Origin of the sequence: Burkholderia sp. SRS-W-2-2016, from assembly GCF_001931485.1 — a bacterium.
In the GTDB taxonomy this organism is placed as follows: Bacteria; Pseudomonadota; Gammaproteobacteria; order Burkholderiales; family Burkholderiaceae; genus Paraburkholderia.
Genome location: NZ_MSDV01000063.1, coordinates 82,333 through 97,559, shown reverse-complemented (window position 1 = coordinate 97,559; position 15,227 = coordinate 82,333). Strand labels below are relative to the sequence as shown.

The window sequence follows — 15,227 nt, the reverse complement described above, 5'->3', positions numbered from 1 at the left end:
GTCATTTATTCGGTCTCCGTAGCAAGTGCGTTGACCGCGGCGGCGGCCATCGCGCTGCCGCCGCGCCGGCCGTGCACGACCACGTAGGGCACGCCGCGGCTATCGGCGGCGAGCGCCGCTTTCGATTCGGCCGCGCCGACAAAGCCGACCGGAAAGCCGAGAATCAGCGCGGGTTTCGGCGCGCCCGCGTCGAGCATGTCGAGCAGATGGAACAGCGCGGTCGGCGCATTACCGATCACGACGACGCTGCCGGCGAGGCGTGGGCGCCACAATTCGAGCGCGGCGGCCGAGCGGGTATTGCCGAGTTCGCGCGCGAGTGCGGGCACCTCGGCGTGCGTGAGCGTGCAGATCACTTCGTTGCCGGCGGGCAGCCGCGCGCGCGTGATGCCTTGCGCGACCATCCCCGCATCGCACAGGATCGGCGCGCCTTGCGCGAGCGCCGCGCGGCCCGCGCTGCCGGCGCCGGCGGAGAACGCGAGGTCGTCGATCACGTCGACCATCCCGCACGCGTGGATCACGCGCACCGCGAGTTTTTCGAGGTCCGCGGGGATGCGCGCGAGGTCGGCTTCGGCACGGATCGTCGCGAACGACTGGCGATAGATCTCCTGACCGTCGCGTATGTAATCAAGCATTGGGGTTACTCCGGGCGAGGCGCGCGAGCAGCGCGGCGGCCTCGTCGATCGTCTGTTGGTTGGCGACGCGGCGGCCGAAGCCGGGGCCGCCGTCGCGTTGATAAAGGTCGTAGCGGCCGGGCGCGCTCGCGAGCAGCGTGTACGGCGCGCAGTGCGCGGCCGCGCACGAGCGCGGGCAGCCGCTCAGGTGCACGTCGATGCCGGCGGGCAGTTGCGCGGCAAGTTGCAGCGCGTCGCTCTTGGTGTCGGCGAGGCCTTTCGCGCAGCCGCTCGAACCCGCGCATGCGATCACGTGCGCGATCGGCTCGGCCGGATCGCACGCGAGGCCGAGCGCGATCAGCCGGGCCAGCACCGCAGGCACCGCGCGGGTCGGGATCTCGGGCAGCAGCACGCTTTGCCACGGGGTCGCGTGCAGACGGCCGTTGCCGTGGCGCTGCGCGAGCATGGCGAGCGCGCGCAGCGTGGCCGCGTCGAGGCGGCCGAGCGGCGGCTGGCCGCCGACGTGCCACAACCCCGCGTGACGTTGCGCGTGCGCGCCGAGACGCCGCGCGGCATCGGCGGCGTGTGGACGTTGCCAGTGGCTGAGCGATGCGTCGCGCGCGAGCGGGAAGTCGACGTAGCGTTGCGCGTGTTGCAGCAGCGCGTCGGCGGACTGCAACGCGAGCAGGTCGCGCATGCGGGTCGCGTCGGCGGGCGCGAGGTCGAGGAAGGTGTGCAGTATCGCGCGCACGAGCGCGGGCACGTGGGACGGCAATACCGCCGCGAGCGCGCCGGTGCCGTTTGCGTTTGCGTTTGCATCACGCGGGGCGGCGGCATCCGCGCTTGTGTCCGCATTAGCGTCGCCGTGCGCATTTACATCAGCCACACCCGCCGGTCCCGGACAGCCGGCAAGCCCGAACACGAAGCGCACGCCGTCTTCCCCATTCGATGCCGCGAGCCACACGTCATGCGGATGGTCGAGCCGCGCGAGCCGTTCGCCGCCGTCGAGCAGCAGTGCGAATTTCGGCGACAACGCCGCGAAACGCGCGTCGCTTTGCAACAGCGCGAGCAGTTCGGCGCCGAGCGGTGCGGTGTCGATTAGCGCGTATGGGTCGCGGCCGGCGACCGGGCTGATCATCAGGTTGCGCACGTCGTCGGCGGAACTGAGCGCGGCGGTGTTGGGTGTGCCGGCGTCGTTCGCCGCGAAGGAAGCGCCGGATTCGGCGGGCTCCACAGACGCCGCGGATTCGGTGGACTCCACGGACTCGACAGGCTCAGCAAACTCAGCCGCCGTTCCAGCGGCGATAACCGGCCCGAGCCCCGCGCGCAGCAGCGCCGCGCTCAGCCCCGCTTCATGCCCGGCGCGCACGCCGCGCAGTTGCAGATTGCCGCGATTGGTCAGCTCGATCACGCCGTGCGCGTACTTCGTGCTCGCGTCGGCGATCGCGCGCGCCTGCACCGCGGCCAGTTCGCCGCCGGGCAGTTTGATCCGGCAGATCCCGCCGTCGCGCGCGGCGACGATGCGCAGAAGCCCCGGGCAGGCCGAGGGTCGCGATGCGGTGAGCGCGTGGGGCAAAACGGTGGAGGGCGAAGCTCGATTCAAGAGGACACCGGGTTTAGCGTCGCGCGATGGACATGGCCACGGCTTCGCTGGATCGTGCCGCGGGGAGCGGCGTGAAGCATGCGGCCCGAAGCGCTTCGGGCGAACCGTGAGCAATCAAAGCGGCCATTATATCTTTACGATGTGGCCGCGGCGCCGCTTTATCGGCGCTCTGCGCGCGCGCATCGGCGTCACTGCCGCGACGGCGCCGGGCTTACGCGGGCGCCTCGGCCGGCAGCGCGTCGTGCCAGTTTTCGGCGTTCTCGCCATTCGGATGACGCATCCCGTGCGCGCTCAGCAGCCGGTACAGCGTGACCCGCGACACCCCCAGCTGCTGCGCGGTATCGCCGAGCTTGCCGCAATTGCGCAGCAGCGCGCGTTCGATCACCTGGCGCTCGGCCGCCTTGCGCGCCTGCGCGAGCGTCGCCGGTTCGATCTCGACCTGGGCCGGCAGACCGAGGTCGCGCGCGGTGATCCGGCGACCCTCCGACATCACGATCGCGCGACGGATGCGGTTGTGCAGTTCGCGCACGTTGCCGGGCCAGTCGTAGTCGTACAGCGCGGCGACCGCGTCGCGCGAAAAGCCGTACAGCTTGCGGCCGGCGTCGCGTTTGAACTGCTCGAAGAAATGCCCGGCCAGCAGCTCGATGTCTTTGCCGCGCGCGCGCAGCGGCGGCTCTTCGATCTGCAGCACGCAGAGCCGGTGATACAGATCCGCGCGAAAGCGGTTCGCGGCGATCGCCGCCAGCAGATCGACGTGGGTCGCGGAAATGACCCGCACGTCGATCGCGACCGGCGCGTTGCCGCCGAGCCGTTCGATCTGGCCTTCCTGCAGGAAGCGCAGCAGACTCGCCTGGCTTTCCAGCGGCATGTCGCCGATCTCATCGAGAAACAGCGTGCCGCCGGTCGCGGCTTCGATCCGCCCGATCTTGCGATGCATCGCGCCCGTAAACGCGCCGCGTTCGTAACCGAAAAGCTCCGATTGCAGTAATTGACTCGGTATTGCGCCGCAATTCACCGCCACGAATGGCGCATTGCGGCGCGCCGAAAGTTCGTGAATGGCAAGGGCGCTCAGTTCTTTGCCGGTTCCGGTTTCTCCTAGAATAAGAGTCGGTGCCTCGACAGTTGCGACCTTATGAATTATTCGCAATAACGTGAGCATCACTTCGCTCGAACCGATTATTCTGTTTTGTGCATTTTCATTCATTGCGTCACAGGACGCAGCCCCCGCCGCTGTTTCATGCATCAGGCATGAAACCGGCTGTCAACCACGTTCGTGAATAAAAGGCGCATGATATAGCCATCCTGAATATATGGAGCAATTGTCGGATGAATTAATATTCGAATTAATGCGGGGGGTGCGTCGGCGTCATTTACTAATTCTTACACTTGTTACGAGCAGCGGTGAGATTATCTAAGTAATACGATTTCACGGTGCCGATTTTCTAATTCTTTTTAATTGGCAACGGTGACGGAGGGTTTTTCGCGGTGCGGCTATTGTGAAGCGGCGAAATGAAATACGCATCGTGATTATTATCCGCCGCGGCGGGGAATGGCGGCCGGCTCGGCGGTTCGCCCGGCGGTTCGCCGGCAGTGCGGGCGGCGGCGCCGTCGCGGTCTGTCGCGAGTCCCGCCGGCCGCGTCGCGGCGGTATCATGCGTGCTTTCAAAGCGCCCGCGCCGCGCACCGCGTGCTATTGCCGCGTGCGGCGGCGCGCGGGCGCCGGATCAGGTCGACGATACAGAATGAGGATGGATGCATGCCGGTATGGCTGACCGTGGTGGGCATAGGCGACGACGGCTTCGCCGGTTTGGGGCGGCCCGCGCGGCGTGCTTTGCTGGGCGCGTCGGTGGTGTACGGCGGCGAGCGGCATCTGGCGATGCTGCCCGCGCGGCTCGCCGCGCGCCGCGCCGCGTGGCCTCGGCCGTTCGATCTCGCGCCGCTGCTGGCCGAGCGGCCGCACGCGGTGTGCGTGCTGGCGAGCGGCGACCCGATGCTGTTCGGCGTCGGCGCGACGCTCGCGCGGCATCTGCCGGCCGGTGAATTGCGGGTGCTGCCGGCGCCGTCGTCGCTGTCGCTCGCGGCCGCGCGGCTCGGCTGGCCGTTGCAGGAGGTCGCGACGGTGTCGCTGGTTGGCCGGCCGCTCGCCGCGTTGAACGCGCATCTGCACGACGGCGCGCGTCTGTTCGTGCTGAGCGCGGACGGCCGCACGCCCGCGCAACTGGCGGCGGCGCTCACCGCGCGCGGCTTCGGCGCGACCCGCATCGCGGTGCTCGAACATCTCGGCGGCGAGCGCGAGAGGCGGATCGACGGCCGCGCCGATCAATGGCCGGAAGGCGAACTGGCGGCGCTCAATCTGATCGCGCTCGAATGCCGCGCGACCGCGGATGCGCCGCGTTTGCCGCTGACCTGCGGCCTGCCCGACGACGCTTTTATCCATGACGGCCAGCTCACCAAACGCGACGTGCGCGCGATCACGCTCGCGCGTCTCGCGCCCGCGCCCGGCGAATTGCTGTGGGATGTCGGTGCGGGCAGCGGTTCGATCGGCATCGAGTGGATGCGCGCGCATCCGAACTGCCGTGCGATCGCGATCGAAGCGCACACCGCGCGGCAGCGCTTCATCGAACTCAATCGCGATGCGCTGGGCGTGCCCGGCCTGCAACTGGTGGCCGGGCGCGCGCCCGCCGCGTTGCAGGGATTGCCGGCGCCGCATGCGGTGTTTATCGGCGGCGGGGTGACGGAACCGGGCGTGCTCGACGTGTGCTGGGCGCGCTTGCGCGACGGCGGCCGGCTGGTCGCGAACGCGGTCACGCTGCAAGGCGAAGCGGTGCTCGCCGCGTGGCGCGAGCAGCACGGCGGCACGCTGACGCGCATCGCGCTCGCCCATGCGCAACCGCTCGGCGGCTTCGATACGTGGCGCCAGGCGTTGCCGATCACGTTGCTCGACGTGACCAAGCCGGCCGCGCCGGCCACCGAGTCGTGATGCGCGACGAAACGCCCGAACAGCCGGCGCCGCTGCGCAGCGGCTACACGACCGGCAGTTGCGCGACCGCGACGTCGCTCGCGGCCGCGCGGCTGCTGCTCGCGGGCGAAGTCAGCGAAGTCGCGGAGATCGTGTTGCCGAAGGGGCAGCGGGTGCCGATGCGGCTTACGTTTTGCCGTAGGCTCGAGACCGGCGAACCCGGCGACTCGGGCCGGGTCGCCGAAGCGGGCACGATCAAGGATGCCGGCGACGACCCCGACGTCACGCACGGTGCTGTCGTATTCGCGCGGGTGCGTCTGGTGGCCGAACCGGGCGTGCGGTTTCGCGCGGGGCCCGGCGTCGGCACCGTCACGCGCGCGGGGCTCACGCTCGCGGTCGGCGAACCGGCGATCAACCCGGTGCCGCGCCAGATGATGACCCGCCATCTCGACGAACTCGCCGCGCAGCACGCGTATCGCGGCGGCTTCGAGGTGACGATCGGCGTCGAAGGCGGCGCGCAGCTCGCGCTGAAAACGATGAACCCGCGCCTGGGCATTCTCGGCGGACTGTCGATCCTCGGCACCACCGGCATCGTGCGACCGTTTTCGTGCTCTGCGTATATCGCGTCGATCCATCAGGGCATCGACGTCGCGCGCGCGAACGGCTACACGCATCTGGCCGCGTGCACCGGCAACGCGAGCGAGGACGCGATGCGCGCGCATTACGGACTGCCCGAGATCGCGCTGATCGAAATGGGCGATTTCGTCGGCGCGGTGCTCAAGCATATGAAGCGCGCGCCGGTCGAGCGGCTGAGCATCTGCGGCGGCTTCGGCAAGCTCAGCAAGCTCGCGGCCGGCCACCTCGATCTGCACAGCCGCAATTCCAGCATCGATCTCGAACAGCTCGCGACGTGGGCCGCGGAGCATGGCGCGGACGACGCGTTGCAGGCGGCGATGCGCGCGGCCAACACGAGCCAGCAGGCACTCGCGCTGGCGCACGCGCAGCAGGTGCCGCTCGGCGAGATCGTTTGCCGGCGCGCGCTGGCCGTCGCGCGCGATATCGTTCCGCCCCAGGTCAGCGTCGAAATCTTCGCGATCGACCGCCAGGGCAACGTGGTCGGAGTCGCGCGATGACGCGAATCCTGCTGCTCGGCGGCACCGGCGACGCGCTGAAGCTCGCGCGCCAACTCGGGCCCGCGCATGTGTACAGCCTCGCCGGTCTCGGCAAGGTGCCCGACGATCTGCGCTGTGAAGTACGCGTCGGCGGATTCGGCGGCAGCGAAGGGCTCGCGCGTTATCTCGCGGACGAACGCATCGGTCTCCTGATCGATGCGACCCATCCGTATGCCGCGCAAATCAGCGCGAATGCGGCGCACGCGAGCCGCGCGGCCGGCGTGCCGTGCTGGGCGCTGCGTCGTCCCGCATGGCAGCCGCAAGCCGGCGACGACTGGCGCATGGTCGGCGACTGGGACGAACTCATCGACGCGCTCGCGCTGTTCCGGCGCCCGCTGTTTACGCTCGGGCGCGAACCGCTCGCGCATCTCGACGAAATTCCGCCGCATCAGTTCTGGACCGTGCGCTGCCTCGATGGCCCGGCGGATACGCCGCGCGCGCGGATACTCGCGGCGCGCGGGCCGTTCACGCTCGACGGCGAACGCGCGCTGTTCGCGTTGCAAGGTTTCGACGTGGTGGTCAGCAAGAACAGCGGCGGCGGCGCGACCGAAGCGAAACTCGAGATTGCGCGCGAACGCGGCTTGCCGGTCGTGATGCTGCGGCGGCCGGCGTTGCCTTCGGTCGAGCGCGAATTCGCCGGGCTGGCCGAGCTGCAGGACGCGTTGCGCGTGGCTCGGCGAACATGGCATTGAATAATTGGAGTCCTGAATGACGGTGTTTTTTATCGGCGCGGGTCCGGGCGACCCGGAGCTGATTACGGTGAAAGGGCAGCGCCTCGTGCGTAGTTGCCCGGTGATCCTGTACGCGGGCTCGCTGGTGCCGGCGGCGGTGCTCGAAGGGCATAGCGCGGAGTTGGTGGTCAATACCGCCGAACTCGATCTCGACCGGATTGTCGAGTTGCTGGCGGCCGCGCATGCGAAGGGGCAGCACGTCGCGCGTGTGCATTCGGGCGATCCGTCGCTGTATGGCGCGATCGGCGAGCAGATTCGGCGGCTGCGTGAGTTGTGGATTCCTTACGAAATCGTGCCGGGTGTGACCGCGACGGCCGCTTGCGCGGCGACGCTCGGCTGCGAATTGACGCTGCCCGACGTGTCGCAGACGCTGATTCTGACGCGCTACGCGACCAAGACGACGATGCCCGACGGCGAGCAACTGGGCGATCTGGCGCGGCATCGCGCGTCGATGGCGATTCATCTGGGCGTGCGGCATCTGGCGCGTATCGTCGAGGAATTGCGGCCGCATTACGGCGGCGCGTGTCCGATCGCGGTCGTCTATCGCGCGAGCTGGCCGGATGAAGAGAAGATCACCGGCACGCTCGACGATATCGTCGCGAAAGTGCAGGGCAGTGCGATCGAGCGGACCGCGCTGATTCTGGTGGGCCAGGTGCTGGCGGCGGAGGGGTTTGCGGATTCGACGTTGTATCAGAAAGAGGCTTCCGAAGCTGCACCCGATGCCGAGTAATAACATTGTGTTTACATTCGATTTGAAGTGTAATAACATTGTGATTCCAACGGAGGTGCTATGAGAACGACGATCCGTCGCATGGGGAACTCGCAGGGAGTGCTGATCCCGAAGCCGGTTCTGGCGCAACTGGGGCTGGAAAACGAAGTGGAGATGGAAGTCGAGAACGACTCGATTATCTTGCGACGTCCTAGGCACAAAGTTCGCGAAGGTTGGGCCGAGGCAAGCAAGGCTCTCGCGGAAAGCGGCGATGATGCTCTGGTAATGGGTGAATTTCCGAATGCCGACGACGCGGAGTCGGCATGGTAATCCGCGGGGAAGTCTGGTTGGTCGCGCTCGATCCGACCCTGGGCAGTGAGATTCAAAAGACTCGCCCTTGTGTAGTGATTTCGCCGCCTGAAATGCACGACCACTTGCGAACGGTCATCGTCGCGCCCATGACCTCGAAGGGACGTCCGGCGCCTTTTCGAGTACCGGTTACGTTCAAGCGCAAGCAAGGCTTGATTCTTCTGGACCAGATACGTGCGGTGGATAAGATACGCCTGATCAAGAAAGAAGGCTCGGTAGGTGCAGATACGTTGTCCTACAGTCTTCGCACCTTGCAGGAAGTCTTCGCGGAATAAGAAAAAAAACGGCGACCCACGGCACCCAGCCCGGCTCGCCGCGACAACTCACGGAATCCGATAACTCCCGGTCTTCTTGCCGACGTAGTTATAAGTACCTTTATCCGACGGCAACGCGCGCACCTGCTGCCAGTCGAACTGTCCTTCGATACCCTTGTATTTGCCGGTGCCCGAACCGAGCGTGCCCTTGCCGGTGGTCGAGCCGGCCTGATAGGTGAACGCTTCGATGAACTTGTCGCCGTCCTTGTCCGCGTACACGCAGTAGCCGGTCGCGGTGCCGGCGCTGAAGCCCGCTTCGACACAGCGCGCGGTCACGTTCTGCATCAAAGGCGAATTGCCGTTGTGCGCCATCAGCAGCGTCGCCTCGAACAGATAGACCGCATCGTCGCCGCTGACGCTGATGTTCCTCACATCGGCGCCGGCCGCCGTATAGGTGGCCTCGATGGTGCCGCGCTTGGGCAGCGTCTGGGCCGCCGCGCCCAACGCATAGGATCCCATAACAACTCCCGCCAGCAACCAGGCGAGCGACTGGCCGGCATTGCTGTTGTTCTTCATGATCGTCAACCTCCACACTGTTTTCGATGACGTGTGCGGTCAAGTGACAGGCGTGCGGTATCGCCCGGGCAGACCGTTACCCGGAGGCGATCGATGTCTTCGAGGTGGCAGTGGATCGGGGCGAGGCGGAGCGCGTCGGCTCTCGGGTCCTCGAATGCGCGTGCACGTTGTTTTTATAGGGTTTTCAAATTGAAAGGTCCAGTGCGCGCGCTGCTTGCGATAGCGTTTCGGCGGACCTTTTCGGAAGCTTGGCCGAATCCTGCTAGACGATCCGGCCAGGCCATTCAGATGCGTGGGCCGCCCACGTTTTTACCAGCGCTGATGCACATGCGGCGCAATATGCTGCCGATAAACCTCGCGCACAGTCTGCATCACGGCATCGGACAGCGGCGCGAGATTGGCCGCCGCGACGTTCGACTCAGCCTGCGCCGCGTTCCTGCTGCCCGGAATGATCACGGAGACCGCTTCTTCCATCAGAATCCAGCGCAGCGCCAGTTGCGCCATCGACGCATCCACGGGGACCAGCCCGCGCAGTTCGTCGACCGCCTGCAACGCGACGTCGTACGGCACGCCGGAGAACGTCTCGCCGACATCGAACGCCTCGCCGTGCCGATTGAACGCGCGATGGTCGTCCGCCGCGAACGTCGACTGCGCCGACAGCTTGCCGGTAAGCATCCCGCTGGCGAGCGGCACCCGCGCGATCACCGCGATGTTCTTCTCGCGCGCCTGCCTGAAAAACAGATCGGCCGGGCGCTGGCGGAACATGTTGTAGATGATCTGCACCGACACCACGTTCGGATATTCGATCGCCTTCAGCGCTTCCTCGACCTTTTCGACCGACACGCCGTAGTAGCGGATCTTGCCGTCGGCGACGAACTCGTCCATCGCATCGAATACTTCGGGACGGTAATAAACCTCGCTCGGCGGGCAATGCAGTTGCACGAGATCGAGCGTATCGACGCCCAGGTTCTCGCGACTCCGGTCGATAAAACCCGCCAGTTCACGCTTGTTCAGATAGCCGCTGGTCACGTGCGGGTCGAGCCGGCGCCCGAGCTTGGTGGCAACCACCGGACGGTCGCCGCCGCGTTGCCGCAGTACGTCGCGGATGATGCGCTCCGAGCGGCCGTCGCCGTAGACGTCGGCGGTGTCGATGAAGGTGACGCCGTTATCGAGCGCGGCGTTCAGCGCGGCCTTCGCGTCGTCTTCCGCGACATCGCCCCACGAGCCGCCGATAGCCCATGCGCCGAAACCGATCTCGGACACAGTCCAGCCGGTACGTCCCAATTTTCTCGTCGAAAGCGTCATTTGAATGCCTGTCTCCTGATGTGCGATGTGCGTCGCTAGTGATCCACTGCCCGTGCAGCGGTGCCGGCGAACGGCGGATAGTTTAGCTCGCGCAAAGCATTCCAGTATGATCGGAACGACTTCGCAGCAGCCGTTCCGACCACAGCACGTGAACCCGCACAAAGGTGACGTAATGACAGGCAACGCAAGTCCCGACGGCATCGCCAATCACCCGGACGTCAGCGCCGGAACACTCGATCCAGGCGAGCAAATCCCACCTCAAATCCCATCTATCAGGCCGGCGCACACCGCGCTGCTCGTCATGCATTACCAGACCGACATTCTCGGACTCTTTCCGGCGGTCGCGCCGGCGTTGCTCGCCAATACCCGGCGCTTGTGCGACGCGGCCCGCGCGAAAAGCGTCGCCGTCTATTTCGCGAATCTGCGCTTTAGTCCCGGCTATCCGGAAGTCAGTCCGCTGAACCGCAATGGTCAGGGGATCAAGCGGCTCGGTCTGTTTGTCGAAGACCGCACCGCGCCCGAGTTGGCTCAACGGGCCGACGAACCGCTGATCGCCGCGCAGCGCGCGAGCGTATTCTTCGGCACCGATCTGCAGGCACGTCTCGCCGCGCGCGGGATCGATTCGCTGATCATGGTCGGTATTGCTTCGACCGGCGTGGTGCTGTCGTCGCTCTCGTACGCGAGCGACGCGGACTTCCGCCTGTACACGGTCAAGGACTGCTGTTACGACCCGGATCAGGTGGTCCACGACCACCTGTTCGCGACCGCGTTCGATTCGCGCAGCACGGTGTTGTCGATCGAACAGGCGCTGCGGCTGCTTGCATGATGCTTCGGCATCCTTGCCATCGTGCGCGCTACATTCCGACGCTCACGCCGCCCCCGCTGCTGGTACCCGACCCCGACCCGCCGCTGGTCTCCGTGCTCGACGCCGGCAGCAGATCGATCCTGCCGTACAGGCCATCGGCTTCGTCGTTCGGACCGGCCGCGAAAAACAGCGTCGCGGCCGGCTGATTGTTCAGGCCGTTGCCGAACGCGATCCCCCATACACCGGGCTCGACCAGCGGCTTGCCGTCCTTGCCGTTCAGCGGCCCGAGCGATTGACCGTTCGCCGCATTGAACGCGTTGATCCGGCCATCGCCGAAATTGCCGATCAGGATCGCGCCGCTCATCGAGCCGAAGCCCGCGGGCGCCAGCGCGATGCCCCACGGCGCGTTGAGCGCGGCGCCGGTCGCGAAGCGCTGCTTCAGATTGCCGGCGGTGTCGAATACATCGACGACGCCGAGTCCCGCGCCCGCGACGTCGTCGTGTTTGGCGGTGTCCTGCATCGCGTAGGTGACGTACAGGTTCGAGCCGATCGCCTGGATGCCGAACGGCGCGAACCCGGCCGGCAGCGCCGGATCCTTGAAGCTGCCGGGCAGGTTGATCTTCGCGAACGTGCTGTCGAACACGTCGATCTTGTTGTTGTGGAAGTCGGTCGCGTACAGGAAATTGCCGCCGTTCAGCGTGGCGAGCGCGAGACCTTTGTAGACGGCGCCGCCGGTGCCGTCGTCGTACATGACGAACGCATTGGTCGGTCCGACCGCGGGCGCCCATGCGGTGATGGTGCCGCCTTCGCCGCTGAAGATGAACGCGGCGACGCCGGATTTGCCGTTCTGCGCGACGGTGAAGCCGGAGGTGCCGTTGAACACGATGCCGGTCGGCGCCGCGGAGCCGTTCGTGCCGTCGGGTATCGCGACGACCAGCGTTTGCGGCACGCCGTTGCCGTCGTACAGCGTGGCGACATCGGTGCCGTTGTCCGCGACCCAGACGAAGCCTTTCGGATTGAAGGCGACACCCCACGCGTTTTTCAGATTCGTGTCGACGTGCGCGGCGGGCACTGCGCCGTCCGATACGAGCGCCGTGGCGCTGAACATCGACGGGGCGGGCGGGCCCGAACCGTTGGAGTCGCCGCCACCTCCGCAGGACGCGAGAATCGCGATGGCCGCGCCGCCTGTCAGGACCCCTAAAGCAGCAAGTAGGGACTTCATGGCCGTACTCCTCGTCGAGAGCCGTTACGCTGATTGAACGAGGAGGACGCGCGGCTTATTCCCGCGCCGAACGGTTTATTTCGGGTGCGCCTGCGCGGCGAACTGCCTGATCTGCGCGGCCTGTTCGCGCGCGTCCTGCGCCAGCGCACGGATCGGCGCGAACGCCGCCGCATCCAGTTCCTGCGGATGCGCGAGCAGCACCGCCGCGAGCCGGTACATCCGCTGGTTGTCGTCGAGATAGCGCAGCAACGCCGCGCGCAGCGGCAGATAACGCGAGTGCGGCGGCAGCGGCGCGCTGTCGACCTTCGCGTAGATCGCATCCCATTCGGGCAGGATCTGCGTGATGATCCGGTTCGACGCCGCGTCCCGTTCGAGTTGCGACGCCATCCGCGAACGGCTCCACGCGCGTGCGTCCGCGACGGCCTTCTGTTGCGCGGGCTGCAATTCGACCAGCAGTCTGTCGAAGTTGGCTTCCTGAAGGCGGGCAGGGCTCAGATGCGTGAGCGGATACGCGAGCGCGCCGAGCGACAGCATCGCTGCCGCGCTCGCCGCAATCGCGCTGGCACTGGAGCTGCGCTCGCGCGCGTCGCCGGCCAGAGGCCGCGCGAGCAGCGCGCCGATCAGCATGCCGCCGAGCAGTCCGCCGATATGATCGGCGTTGTCGACGCGATGCTGCAGCAGCCCGCTATACAGGCTGAACAGAATGAACACGACGATCGCGCGGCGGTTGCGCGCCGCGAGCTCGGCCGGCAACTCGCGGCGATAGCGCAGCACGAACGCGAGCCACGCGCCCGCCACGCCGAAGATCGCCCCGGACGCGCCGGCGCTGTTGACCGCCGGATGCACCAGAAGGCTGGTGATGCCGCCGGTCACCGCGGCGAACAGGTAGAGCGCGAGAAAACGCGGATTGCCGTACAGGCGTTCGGTGGTGCGGCCAAGCAGCCACAACACGAGCATGTTCGACAGCAGATGCACAAAGCCGACGTGAATGAACGCGGAAGTGAGCAGGCGCCACGGCTCGTCGGCGATCGTATAGGGCGCGAAGTTCGAGCCCCACGCGAGCAGCGCGGCGTGGTCGGGGCGTATCGCGTTGACACCGCTCGCGCACATCGCAAAGAAGATCGCGACGTTCAGCGCGATCAGCGCGTAGGTGAACCACGGCACCGGCGTCAACGCTGCGAGCCGCTGCGGGAACGTGGTGAGCGCGACGCGTTCGGCCGCGAAGCGGGCGGTCATCTGCGCGGGCAGCGCCTGAACGAGGCGCTGCGCTTGCGCGACGTTGCGCGCTTTCAGACTCACATGCTGTATGTCGTGCGCGCTCAGGTGCAGATCGAAGCCGACCCGCCGCTCGCGAAATTCGATGTCGAAGATGTCGGCGCGGTAGAAGGTGCGCGGTTCGCTGTTGTTCGAGCGATGCAGCGTGACGAAGTCGCCGTTGATCGACAGATCGCCCTTCATGCCGAATGCATTGCGAAGCGCCGTCAGCGGACAGGGCCGGCGTGGGCCGATCGAGTAACGCACGCGGAACACCGGTGCGGGGTCGTCGGGGGCGACGGCATACGCGTCGGCTGCCGCTGCCGCGGGAGATGTAGCCGATGCGGCAAAACCGGCCGTGCGCGGAGCGCGGCCCGACGCTCCGAATGCGGGTTCGATACGATCCATTTGATCGCCTTCTCTCAGTGTTCTTTTTGTGTGTGCTTGCGTAGCGTGGCGCCATTCTGGGTTGCGCGGATGTTTATTTCAAGTGCCGTTTGCGCGGGCGGCGCGGCGCCCGGCCATTCGTAGTCCAGACCAGATTACCCGGCGCGCCACGCGAAAAGCGTAGTATCGATGTGTTGTACGCGTCCGGCGGCGGCCCGAGGAAGCTTTGCCGCGGCGCAGCGGCGCGGTCGCGCGAGACGGCCGCAATCGAGGATGCACCGTGTGCAGAATGCGCGCCTGTCGCTCGCGGGCCGGAAGCCTCGGTCCGGGATGGCACGTGCGTTGCGTAGTCAGAATTCCCTTTGACACATGGAGGACCATTATGAGGATCGAATTCACCGGACGCCGGGAGGTGGTGGCAGCGGCGCGCGTCGCCTACGAGGCCAATGTGGATGGGAAGGACGTATGGTGCAGCGTGTCGCTCGACGCGCTCAACGACCATTTCGGCAACGGCAGCCCGTCGGCCCACGATCTGGTGGGGACCTTCGAGGCGAACCGCGCGCGCATTGAAAATGCTACGAAGAAGGTGCTCGAACGTAATGGCGGGCGGTCCGTGGAACTCGAAACGCGCGACTTCGACTAGTCGACGCGATCCGGCGCGCGGAGCCGCAACGGCTGCCGCGCGCATCAGGCACCCGAAGCCCGCAGCGCGGCCGGGGCGCTCACTTGAACCCGCACGTTGATCCACTTCTCCAGAATCGGGAACATTCCGTTCGACGCACGGCCGTTATTCAATCGAAAAGCAGCGCCTATATTGAGTGTCACCAGCGGCCCAGCGTAACCAGAACGCCAGACGGCCGCCGCGGACCCCTCAATCTACGGAGCTCGTTTCATCATGAAGTGTTTGTTCAAGGCCGCTGTCATCGGCATTTCGCTCGTTTCCTCGGTTACCGTTTTTGCACAGTCGAATGCGCCGGTCACGCGCGCTCAGGTTCGCGCCGAACTGATCCAGCTCGAGCACAACGGCTATCACGTCGGCGACGGCGATCAGGCTCACTATCCGGAAGCTGTTCAGGAGGCCGAAGCCCGCGTCGCCGCGCAGAACGCCGCCGCTAACGCGTATGGCGGACCGGCGGCGGGCGCGGTAGAAGCGGGCCGCCCGGCAGTCGCAGCCAGCGGCAGCGGCGTGGCCGCGCGCTGAGATCGTTGCGGGATCGGTGCGCGTGGCGGCGATTTTGCATTGATCCGGATACCGGTGGAAAGGACTCTT

At 66.5% G+C, this 15,227-nt stretch carries 15 protein-coding genes and 1 pseudogene; 9 read left to right on the top strand and 7 right to left on the bottom strand.

Annotation, left to right across the window (positions count from 1 at the left end; genetic code table 11):
- Nucleotides 1–5: 5 nt before the first annotated feature.
- From BTH42_RS27390 to BTH42_RS27380, 3 genes and pseudogenes are all read right to left on the bottom strand, one after another.
- Nucleotides 6–632: a precorrin-8X methylmutase gene (locus tag BTH42_RS27390; protein ID WP_075304302.1), complete on the bottom strand. Its 627-nt coding sequence runs from the start codon at nt 630–632 to the stop codon at nt 6–8.
- Entirely contained in the window at nt 625–2,214 is a 1,590-nt protein-coding gene (locus tag BTH42_RS27385) for an oxidoreductase (RefSeq protein ID WP_143752223.1), read from the bottom strand. Before BTH42_RS27385 ends, BTH42_RS27390 begins: the two co-directional genes overlap by 8 nt.
- A gap of 211 nt (nt 2,215–2,425) precedes the next feature.
- Nucleotides 2,426–3,433: pseudogene (locus BTH42_RS27380) on the bottom strand (sigma-54 interaction domain-containing protein); the annotation flags it as partial.
- Nucleotides 3,434–3,970: 537 nt separating this feature from the next.
- Between BTH42_RS27380 and BTH42_RS27375 the strand changes: the two are divergent.
- From BTH42_RS27375 to BTH42_RS27350, 6 genes are read left to right on the top strand one after another with little or no spacing between them, the layout of a single operon-like run.
- Nucleotides 3,971–5,194 (top strand): bifunctional cobalt-precorrin-7 (C(5))-methyltransferase/cobalt-precorrin-6B (C(15))-methyltransferase, encoded by a 1,224-nt coding sequence (locus tag BTH42_RS27375; RefSeq protein ID WP_075304300.1) that lies wholly within the window; start codon nt 3,971–3,973, stop codon nt 5,192–5,194.
- Nucleotides 5,194–6,306, top strand: coding sequence for a cobalt-precorrin-5B (C(1))-methyltransferase (locus BTH42_RS27370; protein ID WP_075304299.1), 1,113 nt, complete (start codon nt 5,194–5,196; stop codon nt 6,304–6,306). The genes BTH42_RS27375 and BTH42_RS27370 overlap by 1 nt, the downstream gene beginning before the upstream one ends.
- A complete protein-coding gene (locus tag BTH42_RS27365) occupies nt 6,303–7,037 on the top strand; it encodes a cobalt-precorrin-6A reductase (protein WP_075304298.1) in 735 nt (244 codons plus the stop codon). Before BTH42_RS27370 ends, BTH42_RS27365 begins: the two co-directional genes overlap by 4 nt.
- 16 nt (nt 7,038–7,053) lie before the next feature.
- Nucleotides 7,054–7,806: a precorrin-4 C(11)-methyltransferase gene (gene cobM / locus BTH42_RS27360; RefSeq protein ID WP_075304297.1), complete on the top strand. Its 753-nt coding sequence runs from the start codon at nt 7,054–7,056 to the stop codon at nt 7,804–7,806.
- A 60-nt stretch (nt 7,807–7,866) separates the two neighbouring features.
- Nucleotides 7,867–8,115 (top strand): AbrB/MazE/SpoVT family DNA-binding domain-containing protein, encoded by a 249-nt coding sequence (locus tag BTH42_RS27355; protein ID WP_075304296.1) that lies wholly within the window; start codon nt 7,867–7,869, stop codon nt 8,113–8,115.
- Complete coding sequence (locus BTH42_RS27350) at nt 8,109–8,429, top strand: type II toxin-antitoxin system PemK/MazF family toxin (RefSeq protein WP_075304295.1); 321 nt, start codon at nt 8,109–8,111, stop codon at nt 8,427–8,429. Before BTH42_RS27355 ends, BTH42_RS27350 begins: the two co-directional genes overlap by 7 nt.
- A 48-nt stretch (nt 8,430–8,477) precedes the next feature.
- Here BTH42_RS27350 and BTH42_RS27345 read toward each other — a convergent pair whose 3' ends face one another.
- Together BTH42_RS27345 and BTH42_RS27340 are read right to left on the bottom strand one after the other, a co-directional pair.
- Nucleotides 8,478–8,984 (bottom strand): hypothetical protein, encoded by a 507-nt coding sequence (locus BTH42_RS27345; protein WP_075304369.1) that lies wholly within the window; start codon nt 8,982–8,984, stop codon nt 8,478–8,480.
- 309 nt (nt 8,985–9,293) lie between these two features.
- Nucleotides 9,294–10,289 (bottom strand): aldo/keto reductase, encoded by a 996-nt coding sequence (locus tag BTH42_RS27340; protein WP_075304294.1) that lies wholly within the window; start codon nt 10,287–10,289, stop codon nt 9,294–9,296.
- Nucleotides 10,290–10,461: 172 nt separating this feature from the next.
- Here BTH42_RS27340 and BTH42_RS27335 point away from each other — a divergent pair, with 172 nt between their 5' ends.
- Nucleotides 10,462–11,115: an isochorismatase family cysteine hydrolase gene (locus BTH42_RS27335; protein WP_075304293.1), complete on the top strand. Its 654-nt coding sequence runs from the start codon at nt 10,462–10,464 to the stop codon at nt 11,113–11,115.
- Between the two features lie 28 nt (nt 11,116–11,143).
- Here the strand turns inward: BTH42_RS27335 and BTH42_RS27330 are convergent, their stop codons facing one another.
- Nucleotides 11,144–12,316, bottom strand: a complete 1,173-nt coding sequence (locus tag BTH42_RS27330) for a TIGR03118 family protein (protein ID WP_075304292.1) — start codon at nt 12,314–12,316, stop codon at nt 11,144–11,146.
- 75 nt (nt 12,317–12,391) lie between these two features.
- Complete coding sequence (locus BTH42_RS27325; protein ID WP_075304291.1) at nt 12,392–13,978, bottom strand: rhomboid family intramembrane serine protease; 1,587 nt, start codon at nt 13,976–13,978, stop codon at nt 12,392–12,394.
- Nucleotides 13,979–14,339: 361 nt separating this feature from the next.
- Here BTH42_RS27325 and BTH42_RS27320 point away from each other — a divergent pair, with 361 nt between their 5' ends.
- Nucleotides 14,340–14,600, top strand: a complete 261-nt coding sequence (locus BTH42_RS27320; RefSeq protein WP_075304290.1) for a DUF1488 domain-containing protein — start codon at nt 14,340–14,342, stop codon at nt 14,598–14,600.
- Between the two features lie 252 nt (nt 14,601–14,852).
- Nucleotides 14,853–15,158: a DUF4148 domain-containing protein gene (locus BTH42_RS27315; RefSeq protein ID WP_075304289.1), complete on the top strand. Its 306-nt coding sequence runs from the start codon at nt 14,853–14,855 to the stop codon at nt 15,156–15,158.
- The last annotated feature ends 69 nt before the right edge of the window (nt 15,159–15,227 follow it).

Coding starts and splice junctions, on each gene's coding strand:
- BTH42_RS27345 (WP_075304369.1), bottom strand. CDS start 8,984: ATGAAGAACAACAGCAATGCCGGCCAGTCGCTCGCCTGGTTGCTGGCG.
- BTH42_RS27375 (WP_075304300.1), top strand. CDS start 3,971: ATGCCGGTATGGCTGACCGTGGTGGGCATAGGCGACGACGGCTTCGCC.
- BTH42_RS27390 (WP_075304302.1), bottom strand. CDS start 632: ATGCTTGATTACATACGCGACGGTCAGGAGATCTATCGCCAGTCGTTC.
- BTH42_RS27350 (WP_075304295.1), top strand. CDS start 8,109: ATGGTAATCCGCGGGGAAGTCTGGTTGGTCGCGCTCGATCCGACCCTG.
- BTH42_RS27320 (WP_075304290.1), top strand. CDS start 14,340: ATGAGGATCGAATTCACCGGACGCCGGGAGGTGGTGGCAGCGGCGCGC.
- BTH42_RS27315 (WP_075304289.1), top strand. CDS start 14,853: ATGAAGTGTTTGTTCAAGGCCGCTGTCATCGGCATTTCGCTCGTTTCC.
- BTH42_RS27325 (WP_075304291.1), bottom strand. CDS start 13,978: ATGGATCGTATCGAACCCGCATTCGGAGCGTCGGGCCGCGCTCCGCGC.
- BTH42_RS27335 (WP_075304293.1), top strand. CDS start 10,462: ATGACAGGCAACGCAAGTCCCGACGGCATCGCCAATCACCCGGACGTC.
- BTH42_RS27355 (WP_075304296.1), top strand. CDS start 7,867: ATGAGAACGACGATCCGTCGCATGGGGAACTCGCAGGGAGTGCTGATC.
- BTH42_RS27330 (WP_075304292.1), bottom strand. CDS start 12,316: ATGAAGTCCCTACTTGCTGCTTTAGGGGTCCTGACAGGCGGCGCGGCC.
- BTH42_RS27370 (WP_075304299.1), top strand. CDS start 5,194: ATGCGCGACGAAACGCCCGAACAGCCGGCGCCGCTGCGCAGCGGCTAC.
- BTH42_RS27340 (WP_075304294.1), bottom strand. CDS start 10,289: ATGACGCTTTCGACGAGAAAATTGGGACGTACCGGCTGGACTGTGTCC.
- BTH42_RS27365 (WP_075304298.1), top strand. CDS start 6,303: ATGACGCGAATCCTGCTGCTCGGCGGCACCGGCGACGCGCTGAAGCTC.
- cobM (WP_075304297.1), top strand. CDS start 7,054: ATGACGGTGTTTTTTATCGGCGCGGGTCCGGGCGACCCGGAGCTGATT.